The sequence below is a fragment of the Phaeovulum sp. W22_SRMD_FR3 genome, assembly GCF_052113705.1.
GTDB lineage: Bacteria > Pseudomonadota > Alphaproteobacteria > Rhodobacterales > Rhodobacteraceae > JBGQOG01.
Genome location: NZ_JBGQOG010000009.1, coordinates 64,990 through 80,177 on the forward strand (window position 1 = coordinate 64,990; position 15,188 = coordinate 80,177).

Consider the following 15,188-nt stretch of genomic DNA (forward strand, 5'->3'; position numbering starts at 1 on the left):
CAACCCGCCCCGCCCGGCAGATCAGCCGCGCCCGACAAAGGGCATGTCGCGCGCCATGATGGTCATGTTCAGCACATTGGTCGACAGCGGCAGCCCCGCCATATGCCAGACCGCCTCGGCCACCTCGGTCGCGCTCATCATCGGCTCAGCGCGAACCGAACCATCGGCCTGCGTCACCCCGGTTTCCATTTTCGCCGCAAGCTCGGTGCGGGCATTGCCGATGTCGATCTGCCCCGCCGCGATGTCAAACGGACGCCCATCGAGCGCCAGCGTCTTGGTCAGCCCGGTCACCGCATGTTTGGTGGTGGTGTAGCAGACCGAGCCCGGCCGTGGCGCATGCGCCGAGATAGAGCCGTTGTTGATGATCCGCCCGCCCTGCGGCTTTTGCACCCGCATCTGACGGAAGGCGGCGCGGGCACAGTTGAACATGCCGGTCAAGTTCACCCCCAGCGTCGCGGTCCAATCCTCATAGGGGATCTCGTCGATCAGCCCGGCGGGACGCGACAGACCCGCATTGTTGAACAGGGCATCGACCCGGCCAAAGGCCTCTGCCGTGGCCATGAAGGCCGCCTCGACCGCGTGAATGTCGGTGACATCGCAGGGCAAGGCCAGGGCGCTGTGCCCCTCGGCCATCTCCAGCAAAAGATCGCCGCGCCGGGCGATCAGCGCGACATTCCAGCCCCCCGCAAGGAACCGCGCGGCGGTGGCGCGCCCGATGCCGGCACTGGCGCCGGTGATGACGATGGTCTGCATGTCAGAACGCCTTGAAGGTCATCGTGGTCAGCGTGCGGCTGATCCCGGGAATGTCAAACAGCTGCTCGTTCAGCCAATGGCCGACATCGGCCTCTTCGGGAATGTAGATCTTGGCGATCAGGTCATATTCCCCCGAGGTCGAGTAGAGCTCGCTGACCACTTCGCGGTCATAGATGGCATCCGCCACCTCATAGGTCTTGCCGGGCAGGCAACGGAACTGAACGAAGACGCAGCGCATGGGATCCCCCGAGTGATGTGGCCACGAGAGGGTGGCCGAATGGTTTGGGCAAAGCCTAGCCCCGGCGGCGGCCGGACGAAAGCCCGATCACTCTTCTTCGCGGATCAGCTGCAGCGCGGCGGCCGGGCGCGGCAGATCCTCTGTTGAGAGCGGTGACGACGGGCGCGAGAGGCGGTTGCGCACCACCCACAAGAGGCGGTTCTCTGCGCGGGTGATCGCCACATAGGCCAGACGTTTCCACAGGGGAATCCCCGCCTCATTGCGGCCCGCGCGGGCGGCGGCGTAAAGGTCAGGCGCAAAGACCTGCACCGTATCCCATTGGCTGCCTTGGGCTTTATGGATGGTCACCGCCGCGCCATGCAAAAACGCGGCCCCCATGCGGGCGGCATAGGGGATGAAGGGTTCCTCTTCATCCGGCAGCTCGATTTTCACGATCGAGGCCGCCGAGATGCGCGGATCTTCCGCCCCCATCACATGCAGCCGCGAGAAGCCGGGCTTTTTGCCGGGCCCGAGATAGATGACCTGCGCGCCCTTGATCAGGCCGCGCGCCTCCAGATCAATCCGCTTCTTGCGGTGTTTCAACGGCAGTTCGATCCCGTCGCAGATCAAGGGCTCGCCCGGCAAAAGCGCGTCCATCGGCGCGCCATGCGCGTTGCGGAAGGCCTGAATCAGCCGGATGCGGGTGGCGTTGCGCCAGACGAGAACCGGGCTGCGCGCCATCAGATCGCTTTCCACCCGCTCGGCCCAGACCACGCGGGGATCGCGTTTGGCGGCATCCTCGACCATCCGCTCAAACCGCTCAAAGGTCAGGCTGTCATCGGCCAGCGCATGGGCGAGATCCAGGATCGGATTGTCCGCCGTTTGCCGGTGGATGCGGTGCAGGATCAGCTTGCGATCCTCATGCAGCCGGTCAAATACCATTTCACCGGAAAGGCCGACCGGGGCCAACTGCGCCGGATCGCCGAACAGGATCAGGGTCGGGAAAATCTCGCGCAGATCGTCGAACTGCCGCTCGTCCAGCATCGAGCTTTCATCGACAAAGCCGATATCCAGCGGATCTTCGCGCCGCTTCCAGCCCCGGATGAAATCCGAGCCGCGCAGACCCGCCGAGGCCAGCGCCGCCGGGATCGACTTCACCGTCTCGTAAAACGCCTTGGCACGGTCGAGCGCCTCTTCGGTCAGCCCGTTGATGCCGAGCATATCCACCTTGGGCCGCTCGCCCTGCCCGGCCAGCCATTCGGCGATCTTCTCATATTCCGGGTCATAAACCGGGGTGTAGAGAATGCGGTGAATGGTGGTGGCGGGCACACCACGGTTGCGCAAGACGCTGGCCGCTTTGTTGGTGGGGGCGAGAATGGCAAGCGTGCGCTTGTCCTTGCGCTTTTTGCCCTCGAAGTCGCCCGAAACAATCTCGATCCCGCAGGCTTCGAGTGCGCGGTACAGCTCGGCCAGCAGCAAGGTCTTGCCCGAGCCCGCCTTGCCGATCACCGCCAGCACCCGGTTCGAGCCGGGATCGGAATCGTAGCTTCCCGAGAGGATATCAACCCCAGCCGCCTCCAGCGCAGCGGCGATCCGGTCCCAGGCCTCGGCCTGATCCTCGGAGAATTGCACCGTCAGTTTCGGGGCGGGCTGGGGGAAAAGATCGCTCATGGCGGCGACCATAAGGCCGGGCGGCGGGCGGGGGAAGAGGCGGCGCACCGGCAGGGGGCCACCTCGGGGCACAAAAGCCGCGCGCGGGGACCCTCGGGGGCAAATAATAAGACCCGGCACCCTTTCGGGGCCGGGTCATGCTGGATGCTGAGGGTGGGACTTAAACCTCAGTGTCCAAGGCATCTTCCAAGGTGCGCAGCCCGGCGCGCGGGCTTTGCACCAGCACGGCCATATTGCCGGGCTTGTGCTGATTTTTGTACATCTTCATATGGGCTTGCGGAATTTCGGCCCAGGGGAACACCTCGGACATGCAAGGATCAAGCCGACGTTCTAGCATCAGCTTGTTCGCCGCCGATGCCTGTTTGAGATTGGCGAAATGGCTGCCCTGCACCCGCTTCTGGTGCATCCAGAGATAGCGCACATCAAAGGTCAGGTTAAAGCCGGTGGTCCCGGCACAGATCACCACCATGCCACCGCGCTTCACCACGAAGACCGAGACCGGGAAGGTCGCTTCGCCGGGGTGCTCGAAGACCATGTCGACATTGTTGCCCTTGCCGGTGATTTCCCAGATCGCCGCGCCGAATTTGCGCGCTTCCTTGAACCAGGCATTGTATTCCGGCGTGCCGACGGTGGGCATCTGGCCCCAGCAGTTGAATTCCTTGCGGTTGATCACGCCCTTGGCGCCCAGACTCATGACAAACTCGCGCTTGTCCTCTTCCGAGATCACGCCGATCGCATTGGCCCCCGCCGCGTTGATCAGCTGGATCGCATAAGAGCCGAGGCCGCCCGAGGCCCCCCAGACGAGCACATTGTCGCCGGGCTTCAGGATATGCGGCCGGTGGCCAAAGAGCATCCGGTAGGCGGTGGCCAGCGTCAGCGTATAGCAGGCGCTTTCCTCCCAGGTCAGATGCTTGGGACGGTGCATCAGCTGCTGCGCCTGCACGCGGGTGAATTGCGCGAAAGAGCCATCGGGGGTCTCATAGCCCCAGATCCGCTGGGTGGGCGAGAACATCGGATCGCCGCCGTTGCACTCCTCGTCGTCGCCATCGTCCTGATTGCAGTGGATCACCACCTCATCGCCGACTTTCCAGCGCTTCACCTTGTCGCCCACCGCCCAGATGATGCCCGAAGCGTCGGAACCGGCGATGTGATAGGGCGCCTTGTGGCCGTCAAACGGGCTGATCGGCACGCCAAGACCGGCCCAGATGCCGTTGTAATTGACGCCCGCCGCCATCACCAGCACCAGCACCTCATGGCTGTCGATGCTGGGGGTATCGACCACCTCAAGCTGCATCGCCTGATCCGGCTCGCCGTGGCGCTCACGCCGGATCGCCCAGGCGTGCATCTTGGCGGGAACATGACCCAGAGGCGGCATTTCACCCACCGCATAGAGATCCTTCACCGGAGCGTCATACGGGGCAATCTCGGGCTTCACATCCAGAGCCATATTCTATCCTCCATCAGATGCCGCGGCGCAGAATCGGCGCGGATTACCTGATGAAATACTTTTGGCCGCGCAACAATGCAATCCTTAAGTTTTGCTTTTTGAAATTTTATAACCCAGCGGATGCAGAAATTCTTGCTGCGCATGAAAAAACGGGCAGCTTTCGCTGCCCGTCCGGATCGCCATGCCGCAGATGCACGGGTCAGTTATAGGTGAAAGTGCCGAGTTCGCAGACGTTCACATTCTGGCGGACCAGCTCATCGCCGTCCTCAAACACCGCCTTGAAGTCAAATTTGCAGTAGCCCGACGAATCGTTGAAATTGATCATCACGCTGGAGCCGGATGGCAGCACATCGGCGCCCAGAATATCTTCCTCCCAGGAGTCCGTGCCTTTGTTGGACCCATAAAATTCGGTCATCGTATAGCCGGTGTTGTTCACAATCTTGACCCGCCGGTCGAGCGCAAGGGTCGGCACGGCAGTGGTGGCGATCAGCAGTCCCGCCACAAGGATCGACCTGATAGACATCGTCATTCTGTTACCCCCCAAATGCGGCGCAGACACATCACGCCGCTGTGATGATCTGTGATCGGGCGTGAGGTAAAATCAACCAGAATCTTCAAATGCGGCATTGCAGCGCCGCGCCGCATCGCAGCGAATTGACAGGGACACATTATTTCGCATAATCGGGGAGTATGCGAAACATTCTTACCGCAAGAAGCGAGATCCGGCATGAGCGAGACAATGGCACCGCAACCAATCCAGCGTGACAAACCCTGGCTGTTCCGCACCTATGCCGGGCATTCGACGGCGGCGAAATCCAACGCGCTCTACCGCGGCAATCTGGCCAAGGGGCAGACCGGCCTGTCGGTGGCCTTCGATCTGCCGACCCAGACCGGCTATGACAGCGACCATGTGCTGGCGCGCGGTGAGGTGGGCAAGGTGGGGGTGCCCGTCTGCCATCTGGGCGATATGCGGATGCTGTTTGACCAGATCCCGCTGGAGCAGATGAACACGTCGATGACGATCAACGCCACCGCGCCCTGGCTGCTGGCGCTCTATGTGGCGGTGGCCGAGGAACAGGGGGCGGATGTCGCCAAGCTGCAAGGCACGGTGCAAAACGACATCATCAAGGAATATCTCTCGCGCGGGACCTATATCTGCCCGCCCAAGCCCAGCCTGCGGATGATCACCGATGTGGCGGCCTATACGGCGCGGGCCTTGCCGAAATGGAATCCGATGAACGTCTGCTCCTATCACCTGCAAGAGGCGGGGGCGACGCCGGAGCAGGAGCTGGCCTTTGCGCTGGCGACCGCGGTGGCGGTGCTGGATGACCTGAAGGCCAAGGTCGATCCCGCGGCTTTCCCGGCGCAGGTGGGGCGGATCTCGTTCTTCGTCAATGCGGGCATCCGTTTTGTGACCGAGCTGTGCAAGATGCGCGCCTTCACCGAGCTGTGGGATGAGATTTGCCTCGAACGCTATGGCATTGCAGAGGAAAAATACCGCCGCTTCCGCTACGGCGTGCAGGTCAACAGCCTCGGGCTGACCGAGCAGCAGCCGGAAAACAACGTCTACCGGATCCTGATCGAGATGCTGGCGGTGACGCTGTCGAAGAACGCCCGGGCGCGCGCGGTGCAGCTGCCCGCCTGGAACGAGGCTTTGGGCCTGCCGCGGCCCTGGGATCAGCAATGGTCGCTCCGGATGCAGCAGATCATGGCCTATGAGACCGATCTGCTGGAATTTGATGACCTTTTCGACGGCAATCCGGCGGTGGAGCGCAAGGTGGCGGCGCTGAAAGAGGGCGCGCGGGCAGAGCTGGCGACGCTGGAGGCGATGGGCGGCGCGATTGCGGCCATCGATTATATGAAATCACGTCTGGTCGAGAGCAATGCCGCGCGGCTGGGGCGGATCGAGGCGAATGAGACGGTGGTGGTCGGCGTCAACCGCTGGCAGGCGGGCGAGCCTTCGCCGCTGACCGCCGGTGATGGCGGCATCATGGTGGTGGAACCGGGGGTCGAGGAGGATCAGATCGCGCGGCTGAACGCCTGGCGCGCCACGCGCGATGCGGGCGAAGTGGCCGCCGCGCTGACCGCCCTGCGGGCCGCAGCGACGGCGGGCGAGAACATCATGCCCGCCTCGATCGCAGCCGCCAAGGCGGGGGCGACCACCGGCGAATGGGCGGGCGTGATGCGGCAGGTGCATGGCGAATACCGCGGCCCGACCGGCGTGTCGCAGAGCCCCTCCAACCGCACCGAGGGGCTGGAGGATATCCGGGCGGCAGTGGATGCCGCCTCGCGTCGCCTGGGCAAGCGGCTAAAATTCGTGATGGGCAAACCGGGCCTTGATGGCCATTCGAACGGCGCCGAGCAGATCGCCTTTCGCGCCCGCGATTGCGGCATGGACATCACCTATGAGGGGATCCGGCTGACGCCCGAGCAGATCGTGGCCCGCGCCGGGGAAGAGGGTGCGCATGTGCTCGGGCTCTCGATCCTTTCGGGCAGCCATCTGCCGCTGATCGAAGAGGTGATGGCGCGGATGCGGGCGGCGGGGCTGGAAATTCCGGTGCTGGTCGGCGGTATCATCCCCGACGAGGATGCCGCGACGCTGCGCGGTTTTGGCGTGGCGGCGGTCTACACGCCCAAGGATTTCGAGCTGAACCGGATCATGATGGACATCGTGGCGCTGGCGGCACCGGAACCGATCGCGGCGCAATGAGCCATGCTCTGCGCGGAGGCCCGAACCAGGGCCTCCGGCGGGGATATTTGGCCGAAGCAAGCCCTAGTCGCGCAGCAAGAGGGCCAGCGCGACGAGGGTTGCGCCGAGGCCGGGCAGGATGATCCAGCCGGGGCCGGATTGGCCCAGCGCGGTTTGCCACAAGATGACCCAGACCGGCGTCAGATAGGTATAGGCCATCACTTTGGCCGAGGGCAGGCGCTGGCTGGCATATTGCAGGATCATTGCCGAGGCGGCGGTGGCGAAGACCGCCGTATAGACAATGGTGATCCAGACAACGGCGGGCAGTGCGGCCCAATCCGTCGCGGCGATGTCGCGCAGGCTCCACAGGCCCAGAAGAATGGTGGCGGCGGTGAGAATGCCGCTGGTGAAAACCGGGGCCGGTTCACCGCGGTTCAATTTGCGCACCAAGGGTGTGTAGAGCGCGTGGCCGACGCAGCCGAGGAAATAGATCGCCTCACCCCGCCCCAGATCAAACCGCAGCAGCGCCGCCATATCACCCCGGAAAATGACCCAGAGCGCGCCACCCGCACCCAATGTCAGTGCCAGTGCGATTCGCGCGGTCATCCGTTGGCGCAGCAGCAGATAGCCAAAGCCCGCGGCGATCAGCGGGGTCAGCGTGAAAACCGCCGAAACGGAAACCGGCGCCGCGGTTTTCAGCGCCTCGAACATCAAAACGAAATAGAGGGCGTAGAGCAGCCCCAGAATCGCATAGCGCCAGGGGGCGCGGAACGGATCTGCCCTGCCCGGGCGCGGCTCTGCCTCCCCCTGCGCGCGGGCGGCACGCATTTGAAACAGCGCGAGGCCGATCACCAATCCCGCGGCCAGCGCAAACCGCATGGTGTTCAGCGCCGTGGGCGTAATAAGGGGCGCCGTCAGCGCCCCCAGAGAGAATGACCCCGCGACCAGCGCAGAAAAGGTCAGCATGGCCAGATGGCCGCGAAAGGCTTGGCTCATCCGGGAATCAGCTCAACCGTGCCGTTTTGCTGCTGCCCGTGCCCCGCGGCGGCACCGGCAGGTCCTCCTGACAGCTGTTCGCGGCACGCTTCAGGGCGCTGAGCGCCGCCTGAACTTTCGGAGTCCGGTGCAAATCAACATGCGTCACCAACCACAGCGGTGCGGACCATTCCATCTGCGGCGCCATCACCTCGACCAATTCACTGTGCGGCTGAGCATCCAGCACCGACAAAAAGCCGATGCCAAGCCCCCCCACCACCGCGGCGAGCATCGCCTCTTGCTCATTCGTGCGCATCACCACGCGGTCATTGGGCACCCGCTCGGCCAGCCAGCGGTAATAGGGCGCCCGGCTTTCGGGGTTCTCGGGGCCGACAAAGCGGTGCTCCACCAGCTCTGCCTCGGTGCTTGGCATCCCGTGCTTGGCCACATAGGAGGGCGCGGCATAAAGCGCGGTGTGCCGGTCAAACAGCGGCTGCACCACATTGTCCGGCTCGCTCGGGCGGGTGCCCGCCCGAATGGCGACATGCGCCTCGCCATATTCCAGCCGGAACACCCGCAGATCCGTAATATAACGCAGCAACAGGCCGGGGTATTCATCCGACAGCCGGATCAGCGCCGGGACCACCATTGCCGACAGCGTCGGCAGGCCCGTGATGATCAACTCGCCCGCCACCTCCTCGCCCGCACCCGCGATGCGCGCCGAGAGCTGAGCGAACTGGTCTTCGGTGGTTTGCCCGACCGCCAGAAGATACCGCCCCGCCTCGGTGGGGGTGTAGCCGCGCGGGTGGCGTTGAAAGAGCTTGGCGCCCAGCCGCGCCTCCAGCGCATCAATGTGGCGGATCACCGTCGCATGGTGCACGCCCAAGACTTCAGCGGCCCCTGACACCGTGCCAATCCGCGCCACCTGGAAAGCTGTGCGGATTTCATCCCAATTCGTGAAACTCATTGTCCTAACGCCTCTCTGGCGGTTCCGAAATGTAACAGCCGTGTGATGTGCAATTTTGAACAGCATACCATCCGTTTCGGGAACTAGAAATAGCGAACTGAACGGTCTATTTCACTTCTCACGAGGCGACGAGAACCGAACCTTCCCGCCCCCGACATTCGGATCCCAGAAGGATCCACCACAGAGAAAACGGAGATTACCAATGCGTATCAACACTTTCGTCACTTCGGTGGCCTTTGCAGTCATGGCTTCTGCAGGCTTTGCACAATCGATCAACCCCGGCGTTGCCCAATTGGCAGCCCAGGCTGGTGTGAACCCGGCAAACTACAGCCAGGCCCAGATCGTTGAACTGATCAACGCGCAACGCGACAACGATTCTACCACCGTCAACGCCATCCTGGCCCAAGGGAAATCGGGCGTCACCGCGTCCACCGCGTCGCAACCCTCGACCGGCAATGTGCAACTGGCCCGCCTGGCAGGCGTTGCGCCCGGCCAATACACCAACGCCGAACTGTCGCAACTGGTCGATGCCCAGCGTGACGGCGACGCCGAAACCGTTGCGTTCATCCTGAACCATGGCAACCGCGACACCACGGAATCGGCGACCAATGCAGGCCGTCTGCAACTGGCCAGCATCGCCGGCGTCAACGCCGCCGACTACACGCTGAGCCAACTGACCGACATGACCGCCAGCGACTGAGCGAAAGCCTTCGTCACCTCGGCCGCGCAAAATTGCCGTGCCGAGGCGACGGAACCCAGACTGCACTGCGTTTGATTTGACACGAACGCGCAAAGAATTCCGAGCCCGCCCCGACCACAGCTTTGCCAGCGCCTGCAACTTTCTGGCAGCGCCGACCGTAGCTCACTCCAGACGGCTCGAACAAATGACGCGGCAGAACCGTAAGACCGCGCCCATCACAACCGGACCCTCAGTTGGTCCAACTTATTGAAAAGTGGAGTAATACCATGCTTATCCGTACCTATGCCGCTTCGGTGGCCCTGATCGTCATGTCTTCGGCCTCCTTTGCACAATCGGTCAACCCGGGCGTTGCGCAGCTCGCTCTCGAAGCTGGCGTGAACCCGGGCGCCTACAGCCAGGCCCAGCTCGTCGAACTGCGCGACGCTCAACGTGACAATGACGCCGAGCGCGTGGCCTTCATCCTGAGCCAGAGCGCAAGCACCAGCAACGCGACGCTGTCCAGCTCGTCGCAACCGGCGCAAGGCGTTGCGCAACTCGCCAAACTGGCAGGTGTTGAGCCGGGCGCTTACACCCAGTCCGAGCTGATCCGTCTGCGCGACGCTCAGATCAACAACCACCCGGACGTGGTGAGCTATATCCTCAGCCATGAGGACCGCATGGACGCCAATGGTGCCAGCGCGGGCAAAGAGCAGCTGGCGAAACTGGCCGGGGTCAATGCTTCGGATTACACGCTGGCGCAGCTGACCGACATGACCACGATCACGCGCAACGACTGAACAGGCCGGTAGGGCCCCCTCCCCGGCCTGACCGCCTCCCGCCTCTCTCCCGGCGTTTTACCCGGGAGAGAGGCCGGTAAGACCCCAAACCCCCTCCGGCAGCGCCGCAGGGGGTTTCTCTGTGCGAAAATGCGCAGAACGCCCCCGGACCTTCTGTGCAATCACCCACAAGACCGGTGCGCAGATGGCAAATTGCGTTTTTCAGGCCAAAGCGCATTTTGAGGGCAGAACACAACCCACCCTCCCCCATACAGGAATTTGACCATGACCAAGATCCTCCGCATCGACTCGTCCATCAAAGGCCCGGCTTCGGTGACCCGCAAAGTGGCCGACAAGATCATCGCCAAACTGCTCGCCGATAACCCCAGCTCGGTCGTGACCGAGCGTGACGTGGCCAACGGCGGCGTGCCGCTGATTGACGGCACCTGGATTGGCGCCGCCTATACGCCGAAAGATGCCCGCAGCGCCGATCAGGCCGCGACGCTGGCGCTCTCGGACGAACTGATCGCCGAAATCAAGGCCGCTGACGTGCTGGTCATCGGCATGCCGGTCTATAACTTCGGCATCACCGGCCCGCTGAAAGCATGGATCGACCAGATCGCCCGCGTCGGCGAAACCTTCCAATACACCGAAGCCGGTCCGCAAGGCCTGGTTCAGGGCAAACGCGCCATCGTGGCCTATGCGTCGGGCGGCGTGCCGTTTGGCTCGGGCTATGACATCGCCTCGACCTATCTGCGTCAGGTCCTCGCCTTTATCGGGGTGACCGATGTGGCCTTTGTGGCCGCAGAGGGTGTGGCGATGGACGAAGCCGCGGCCGTCGCCCGTGCCGAAGCCCAGATCGCCGAACTGGCCGCCTGAGCCATCCCGGTTCTGCCGCATATATATAGAGACAGGGCCCCGGTTGACTCCGGGGCCCTTTTTCCTTAAGTCAGCCAAGATTCCCGAGGGCCTTACTGCCTTCGGTCCCCGCCGCAGGCAGGGATCGCCGTCCGTCAGCGCGTTGCGCCCACGGGCGCGATTGTCGTTTGCCCCATGCTTCGGGGCCCCGAACCCGCCGGTCTCCCGGCACGAAAGTCGCGCCGGATCTCCGGCATCTGCCCCAGGCCTAAGGAGGGCCGCGAAATGTTCGAGAACCTGTCCGAACGCCTTGGTGGCGTCTTCGACCGGCTGACGAAACAAGGCGCGCTGTCCGAGGCCGATGTCGCGACTGCGCTGCGTGAAGTCCGGGTCGCTCTGCTGGATGCCGACGTGTCGCTCGCCGTGGCGCGCGATTTCATCAAGGCGGTGGAAACCAAGGCCAAGGGGCAGGCTGTCACCAAATCGGTGACGCCGGGCCAGCAGGTCGTGAAAATCGTTCATGACGAGCTGATCGCGGTTCTGGCCGGGGATGGCGAATCCGAAGCGCTGAAAATTGACAACCCGCCCGCCGCGCTGCTGATGGTGGGTCTGCAAGGCTCGGGGAAAACCACCACCACCGCCAAACTCGCCAAACGCCTGACCGAAAAGCAGGGCAAACGCGTGCTGATGGCCAGCCTTGACGTCAACCGTCCGGCCGCCATGGAGCAGCTGGCGATTCTGGGCACGCAGATCGGCGTTGATACGCTGCCGATCGTGCCGGGGCAAAAGCCGGTGGACATCGCCAAGCGCGCCAAGCAGCAGGCGAACCTGGGTGGCTATGACGTATATATGCTGGACACCGCCGGCCGTCTGCACATCGACGAAGTGCTGATGGACGAGGTTCAGGCGGTGCGCGACATCGTCAACCCGCGCGAAACCCTGCTGGTCGTCGATGGTCTGACCGGGCAGGACGCGGTGAATGTGGCCACCGAATTTGACGGCAAGGTCGGCATCTCCGGCGTCGTGCTGACCCGGATGGACGGCGACGGCCGTGGCGGCGCCGCGCTGTCGATGCGCGCGGTCACCGGCAAGCCGATCCGTTTCGTCGGCCTTGGCGAAAAGATGGATGCGCTCGAGGTATTCGAAGCGCAGCGCGTCGCGGGCCGCATCCTCGGCATGGGCGACATCGTCGCGCTCGTGGAAAAGGCGCAAGAGACCTTTGAGGCCGAGCAGGCCGAGCGGATGATGAAGCGCTTCCAGAAGGGTCTGTTCAACATGAACGACCTCAAGGGACAGCTGGAGCAGATGCTGAAAATGGGCGGCATGCAGGGCATGATGTCGATGATGCCGGGCATGGGCAAAATGGCCAAAGCCGCCGAACAGGCCGGTTTTGACGACCGCTCGATCCGCCGCCAGATCGCTTTGGTCAATTCGATGACCAAGAAAGAGCGTGCCAACCCCGATCTGCTGGCCGCCTCGCGCAAAAAGCGCATCGCGGCGGGGGCAGGTCTCGATGTGGCCGAGCTGAACCGGCTCTTGAAAATGCACCGCCAGATGGCCGACACGATGAAAAAGCTCGGTAAAATGGGCAAAGGCGGCATGCTGAAACAGGCGATGGGCAATATGATCGGCAAAGGCGCCGGTCTGCCGGATGCCGCGCAGGGCCTCGACCCGGCGAAAATGGAAGAAGCCGCCAAGATGCTGGGCCAGATGGGCGGCAAGCTGCCCGGGGGCCTCGGTGGTTTGCCGGGCCTTGGCGGGCTGAAACTGCCGGGCGGCCTGTCGGGGCTGGGCAAGAAAAAATGACCCAAGCCAACAGCCAGCCCATGTCGGAGGCCAGCATGACCGAGACCACCCTGAGCGATGACGCGGTCCGCGCGGCACAGATCCTTGCGCGCCACCGCGCCAGCATCGACCGTCTGGATGCGGTGCTGGTGTTTACTCTGGCCGAGCGGTTTGCCCATACCCAGGCCGTGGGCCGCCTGAAAGCCGAGCATGAGCTGCCCCCCTCGGACCCCGCGCGGGAAGCCAACCAGATAGAGCGCTTGGAACGTCTGGCGGTAGAAGCCGACCTCGACCCAGAATTTGCCAAGAAATTCCTCAACTTCGTGATCTCGGAAGTCATCCGCCACCACGAAAAGTTGCAGAAATAACCGAAAAACCGAAGACCCGAATGCCGGGGCACCTGCCCCGCCCACAGCCAGAATAGGAGATACTGATATGGCTATGAAAATCCGCCTCGCCCGTGGTGGCTCGAAAAAACGCCCGCACTACTCGATCGTTGCGACCGACAGCCGCATGCCGCGCGACGGCCGTTTCCTTGAGAAACTGGGCACCTACAACCCGCTCCTGGCCAAAGACAGCGAAGAGCGCGTGAAAATGAACATGGAGCGCGTTCAGTACTGGATCGCCCAAGGCGCGCAGCCGACCGACCGTGTGGCCCGCTTCCTCGAAGCCGCTGGTGCTGCGCCGAAAGCCGAACGCGCCAACCTGAAAAAGGCCGTTCCGGGCGCGAAAGCCACCAAACGCGCTGAAGAAAAAGCCAAAAAAGCAGCTGCTGCAACCGAAGCTGCCGAGTAATCGGACGCGTCAGATCTTGCCCCTCGCCGGGCAAGATTGCACAAAGATCCGGCCGGGCGGTGCTTCCGCCCGGCTGTTTCGTGAAAGGAACGGCCATGAGCAGCAAAGACAGAACCTGTGTCGGCGCCATCGCGGGCGCCTTTGGCGTGAAGGGCGAAGTGCGGCTGAAAAGCTTTTGCTCGGTGCCCGAAGACATCGTGCACTATGCCCCGCTCTGGACCGAGGACGGCAAGCGCAGCTTCGGCGTCACCCTGACCCGGCCGGTGACCGGCGGCCTTGGCGTGCGGATGACTGGCATTGCCACCAAGGAAGAGGCCGATGCGCTGAAAGGCGTGACCCTCTGGGCCGACCGCGACAAACTTCCGCGCCTGCCCGATGATGAATTTTACCATGCCGATCTGATCGGCCTCGCGGTCTATGACACCGGTGGGGTGCTGCTGGGTGAAGTGCGCGCTGTGCATGACCATGGCGCGGGCGATATCCTTGAGGTGTACACCCCCGGCGGCAAATCGACCCTGCTTTTGCCCTTTACCCGCGCGATTGTGCCCACGGTCGACCTGACGGCCCGGCGCATCATCGCCGATCCGCCCGAAGCCACCGAGTAGGCGCATGACGCGGCTGATCCTGCATCCGGGGTTCCACAAGACCGGCACCTCCAGCGTGCAAGCCGCGCTGAAGGCCAACCGCGAGCGGTTGGGCACAAGGGTGCATGTCGCGCTAAAGGCCGACATCCTGCCGGTGACCGAGAGCGCGCGGATCTGGTCCAAGCGGCGCGGGCGGCTGGATCTGGGCCTGATGCAGGGGTTCTGGGCGGAATATCTTGAAGAATTGCACCTCGGCCCGCTCGATTGCCTGATCGTCTCGGCCGAGGATCTGGCGGGGCATATGCCGGGGCGGATGGGGCTGACGCACTATGATGCCACCCCCACGCTGATCGCCGCACTCTGCGAAACAGCACAACTGGTGCTGGGGGCGGGCAGCGAGATCACGGTGCATCTCTCGACCCGCGCCGCCGCGCCCTGGATCGAAAGCCTGCATTGGCAATATCTGGTCAACACGCCGCTGACCGAGGATCTGGCGACCTTCACCGCCAATCTGCCGGAGGCGGCCGATCACAATGCGATTTTCGACGCCGTCAAAGATGCCCTGCCCGCCGGGGTGACCGCGCAGATGATCGCGCTTGAGGACAGCACCGCAATGGCACAGGGGCCGGTGACGCCGCTTCTCGATCTGGCCGGGGTCCTGGACGAGCGCCGCGCCAGCCTGCGCCCCACGCCCCCTGCCAATGCCCGCCCGCGCCTGCCGGGGGTGGACCTGCCGCAAGCGCTGCTTGATCTCAACCGAGCGGGCCTGCCCCGCACCACGCTGACCGCAGAGAAAAAAGCCCTGCTGGCCAAGGCCCGAAAGGCACAATCGGCATGACCGACGAGACCGATCCCCACACCCCGGACACAGTCCCCGGCGCCGATGCCGCCCCCGAAGGCCGGGCGCTTGGCCAGAAGTCGCACGGCACCGTGGCATCTCCGCAAAAATCGCACGGCCGCCTCAGCATCTCGGCCTCGCTGAAACCGCGCGA

16 protein-coding genes are annotated in these 15,188 nt (G+C 63.7%); 9 read left to right on the plus strand and 7 right to left on the minus strand.

What is annotated here, in order from left to right; all coding sequences use genetic code 11:
* Positions 1-21: 21 nt before the first annotated feature.
* From ACEN2S_RS13185 to ACEN2S_RS13205, 5 genes are all read right to left on the minus strand, one after another.
* Positions 22-753 carry an SDR family oxidoreductase gene (locus tag ACEN2S_RS13185; RefSeq protein ID WP_441866624.1) on the minus strand — a complete coding sequence of 244 codons (732 nt, stop codon included), beginning with the start codon at positions 751-753 and terminating at the stop codon, positions 22-24.
* Between the two features lies 1 nt (position 754).
* Positions 755-991, minus strand: a complete 237-nt coding sequence (locus ACEN2S_RS13190; RefSeq protein WP_441866625.1) for an Lrp/AsnC family transcriptional regulator — start codon at positions 989-991, stop codon at positions 755-757.
* 87 nt (positions 992-1,078) lie between these two features.
* Positions 1,079-2,641 (minus strand): ATP-dependent DNA helicase, encoded by a 1,563-nt coding sequence (locus ACEN2S_RS13195; RefSeq protein WP_441866626.1) that lies wholly within the window; start codon positions 2,639-2,641, stop codon positions 1,079-1,081.
* 160 nt (positions 2,642-2,801) lie between these two features.
* Positions 2,802-4,088 carry a crotonyl-CoA carboxylase/reductase gene (ccrA, locus tag ACEN2S_RS13200; RefSeq protein ID WP_441866627.1) on the minus strand — a complete coding sequence of 429 codons (1,287 nt, stop codon included), beginning with the start codon at positions 4,086-4,088 and terminating at the stop codon, positions 2,802-2,804.
* 199 nt (positions 4,089-4,287) lie between these two features.
* Positions 4,288-4,617 carry a hypothetical protein gene (locus ACEN2S_RS13205; protein ID WP_441866628.1) on the minus strand — a complete coding sequence of 110 codons (330 nt, stop codon included), beginning with the start codon at positions 4,615-4,617 and terminating at the stop codon, positions 4,288-4,290.
* A gap of 210 nt (positions 4,618-4,827) precedes the next feature.
* On the opposite strand from ACEN2S_RS13205, the gene ACEN2S_RS13210 reads away from it, so the two are divergent.
* Positions 4,828-6,798, plus strand: coding sequence for a protein meaA (locus ACEN2S_RS13210; protein WP_441866629.1), 1,971 nt, complete (start codon positions 4,828-4,830; stop codon positions 6,796-6,798).
* A 63-nt stretch (positions 6,799-6,861) separates the two neighbouring features.
* Here ACEN2S_RS13210 and ACEN2S_RS13215 read toward each other — a convergent pair whose 3' ends face one another.
* Both ACEN2S_RS13215 and ACEN2S_RS13220 read right to left on the minus strand, forming a co-directional pair.
* On the minus strand, positions 6,862-7,773 hold the full coding sequence (locus tag ACEN2S_RS13215; protein ID WP_441866630.1) for a DMT family transporter: 912 nt from the start codon (positions 7,771-7,773) through the stop codon (positions 6,862-6,864).
* Between the two features lie 7 nt (positions 7,774-7,780).
* Positions 7,781-8,719, minus strand: a complete 939-nt coding sequence (locus ACEN2S_RS13220) for a LysR family transcriptional regulator (protein WP_441866631.1) — start codon at positions 8,717-8,719, stop codon at positions 7,781-7,783.
* A gap of 202 nt (positions 8,720-8,921) precedes the next feature.
* Here ACEN2S_RS13220 and ACEN2S_RS13225 point away from each other — a divergent pair, with 202 nt between their 5' ends.
* The 8 genes from ACEN2S_RS13225 to ACEN2S_RS13260 all read left to right on the plus strand — a co-directional run bounded on the left by ACEN2S_RS13225 (position 8,922) and on the right by ACEN2S_RS13260 (position 15,034).
* Positions 8,922-9,419: a hypothetical protein gene (locus ACEN2S_RS13225; protein ID WP_441866632.1), complete on the plus strand. Its 498-nt coding sequence runs from the start codon at positions 8,922-8,924 to the stop codon at positions 9,417-9,419.
* 266 nt (positions 9,420-9,685) lie between these two features.
* Positions 9,686-10,195, plus strand: coding sequence for a hypothetical protein (locus tag ACEN2S_RS13230; RefSeq protein ID WP_441866633.1), 510 nt, complete (start codon positions 9,686-9,688; stop codon positions 10,193-10,195).
* A 264-nt stretch (positions 10,196-10,459) separates the two neighbouring features.
* A complete protein-coding gene (locus tag ACEN2S_RS13235; RefSeq protein WP_441866634.1) occupies positions 10,460-11,053 on the plus strand; it encodes an FMN-dependent NADH-azoreductase in 594 nt (197 codons plus the stop codon).
* A 264-nt stretch (positions 11,054-11,317) separates the two neighbouring features.
* A complete protein-coding gene (gene ffh / locus ACEN2S_RS13240) occupies positions 11,318-12,838 on the plus strand; it encodes a signal recognition particle protein (protein ID WP_441866635.1) in 1,521 nt (506 codons plus the stop codon).
* Positions 12,839-12,873: 35 nt separating this feature from the next.
* Positions 12,874-13,185, plus strand: a complete 312-nt coding sequence (locus ACEN2S_RS13245; RefSeq protein ID WP_441866636.1) for a chorismate mutase — start codon at positions 12,874-12,876, stop codon at positions 13,183-13,185.
* 67 nt (positions 13,186-13,252) lie between these two features.
* Positions 13,253-13,612, plus strand: a complete 360-nt coding sequence (gene rpsP / locus ACEN2S_RS13250; protein ID WP_441866637.1) for a 30S ribosomal protein S16 — start codon at positions 13,253-13,255, stop codon at positions 13,610-13,612.
* 95 nt (positions 13,613-13,707) lie between these two features.
* A complete protein-coding gene (rimM, locus tag ACEN2S_RS13255; protein WP_441866638.1) occupies positions 13,708-14,217 on the plus strand; it encodes a ribosome maturation factor RimM in 510 nt (169 codons plus the stop codon).
* A gap of 4 nt (positions 14,218-14,221) precedes the next feature.
* The gene (locus tag ACEN2S_RS13260) at positions 14,222-15,034 is read left to right on the plus strand and encodes a hypothetical protein (RefSeq protein WP_441866639.1); all 813 of its coding nucleotides are present in this window, start codon (positions 14,222-14,224) and stop codon (positions 15,032-15,034) included.
* Positions 15,035-15,188: the final 154 nt, after the last annotated feature.

Excerpts from the sequence above, each read along its gene's own strand:
- ACEN2S_RS13185 (WP_441866624.1), bottom strand. The coding sequence starts at position 753 with ATGCAGACCATCGTCATCACCGGCGCCAGTGCCGGCATCGGGCGCGCC.
- ACEN2S_RS13225 (WP_441866632.1), top strand. The coding sequence starts at position 8,922 with ATGCGTATCAACACTTTCGTCACTTCGGTGGCCTTTGCAGTCATGGCT.
- ACEN2S_RS13260 (WP_441866639.1), top strand. The coding sequence starts at position 14,222 with ATGACGCGGCTGATCCTGCATCCGGGGTTCCACAAGACCGGCACCTCC.
- rpsP (WP_441866637.1), top strand. The coding sequence starts at position 13,253 with ATGGCTATGAAAATCCGCCTCGCCCGTGGTGGCTCGAAAAAACGCCCG.
- ACEN2S_RS13230 (WP_441866633.1), top strand. The coding sequence starts at position 9,686 with ATGCTTATCCGTACCTATGCCGCTTCGGTGGCCCTGATCGTCATGTCT.
- ACEN2S_RS13235 (WP_441866634.1), top strand. The coding sequence starts at position 10,460 with ATGACCAAGATCCTCCGCATCGACTCGTCCATCAAAGGCCCGGCTTCG.
- ACEN2S_RS13210 (WP_441866629.1), top strand. The coding sequence starts at position 4,828 with ATGGCACCGCAACCAATCCAGCGTGACAAACCCTGGCTGTTCCGCACC.
- ACEN2S_RS13205 (WP_441866628.1), bottom strand. The coding sequence starts at position 4,617 with ATGACGATGTCTATCAGGTCGATCCTTGTGGCGGGACTGCTGATCGCC.
- ACEN2S_RS13195 (WP_441866626.1), bottom strand. The coding sequence starts at position 2,641 with ATGAGCGATCTTTTCCCCCAGCCCGCCCCGAAACTGACGGTGCAATTC.
- rimM (WP_441866638.1), top strand. The coding sequence starts at position 13,708 with ATGAGCAGCAAAGACAGAACCTGTGTCGGCGCCATCGCGGGCGCCTTT.
- ffh (WP_441866635.1), top strand. The coding sequence starts at position 11,318 with ATGTTCGAGAACCTGTCCGAACGCCTTGGTGGCGTCTTCGACCGGCTG.
- ACEN2S_RS13220 (WP_441866631.1), bottom strand. The coding sequence starts at position 8,719 with ATGAGTTTCACGAATTGGGATGAAATCCGCACAGCTTTCCAGGTGGCG.
- ACEN2S_RS13245 (WP_441866636.1), top strand. The coding sequence starts at position 12,874 with ATGACCGAGACCACCCTGAGCGATGACGCGGTCCGCGCGGCACAGATC.
- ccrA (WP_441866627.1), bottom strand. The coding sequence starts at position 4,088 with ATGGCTCTGGATGTGAAGCCCGAGATTGCCCCGTATGACGCTCCGGTG.
- ACEN2S_RS13190 (WP_441866625.1), bottom strand. The coding sequence starts at position 991 with ATGCGCTGCGTCTTCGTTCAGTTCCGTTGCCTGCCCGGCAAGACCTAT.
- ACEN2S_RS13215 (WP_441866630.1), bottom strand. The coding sequence starts at position 7,773 with ATGAGCCAAGCCTTTCGCGGCCATCTGGCCATGCTGACCTTTTCTGCG.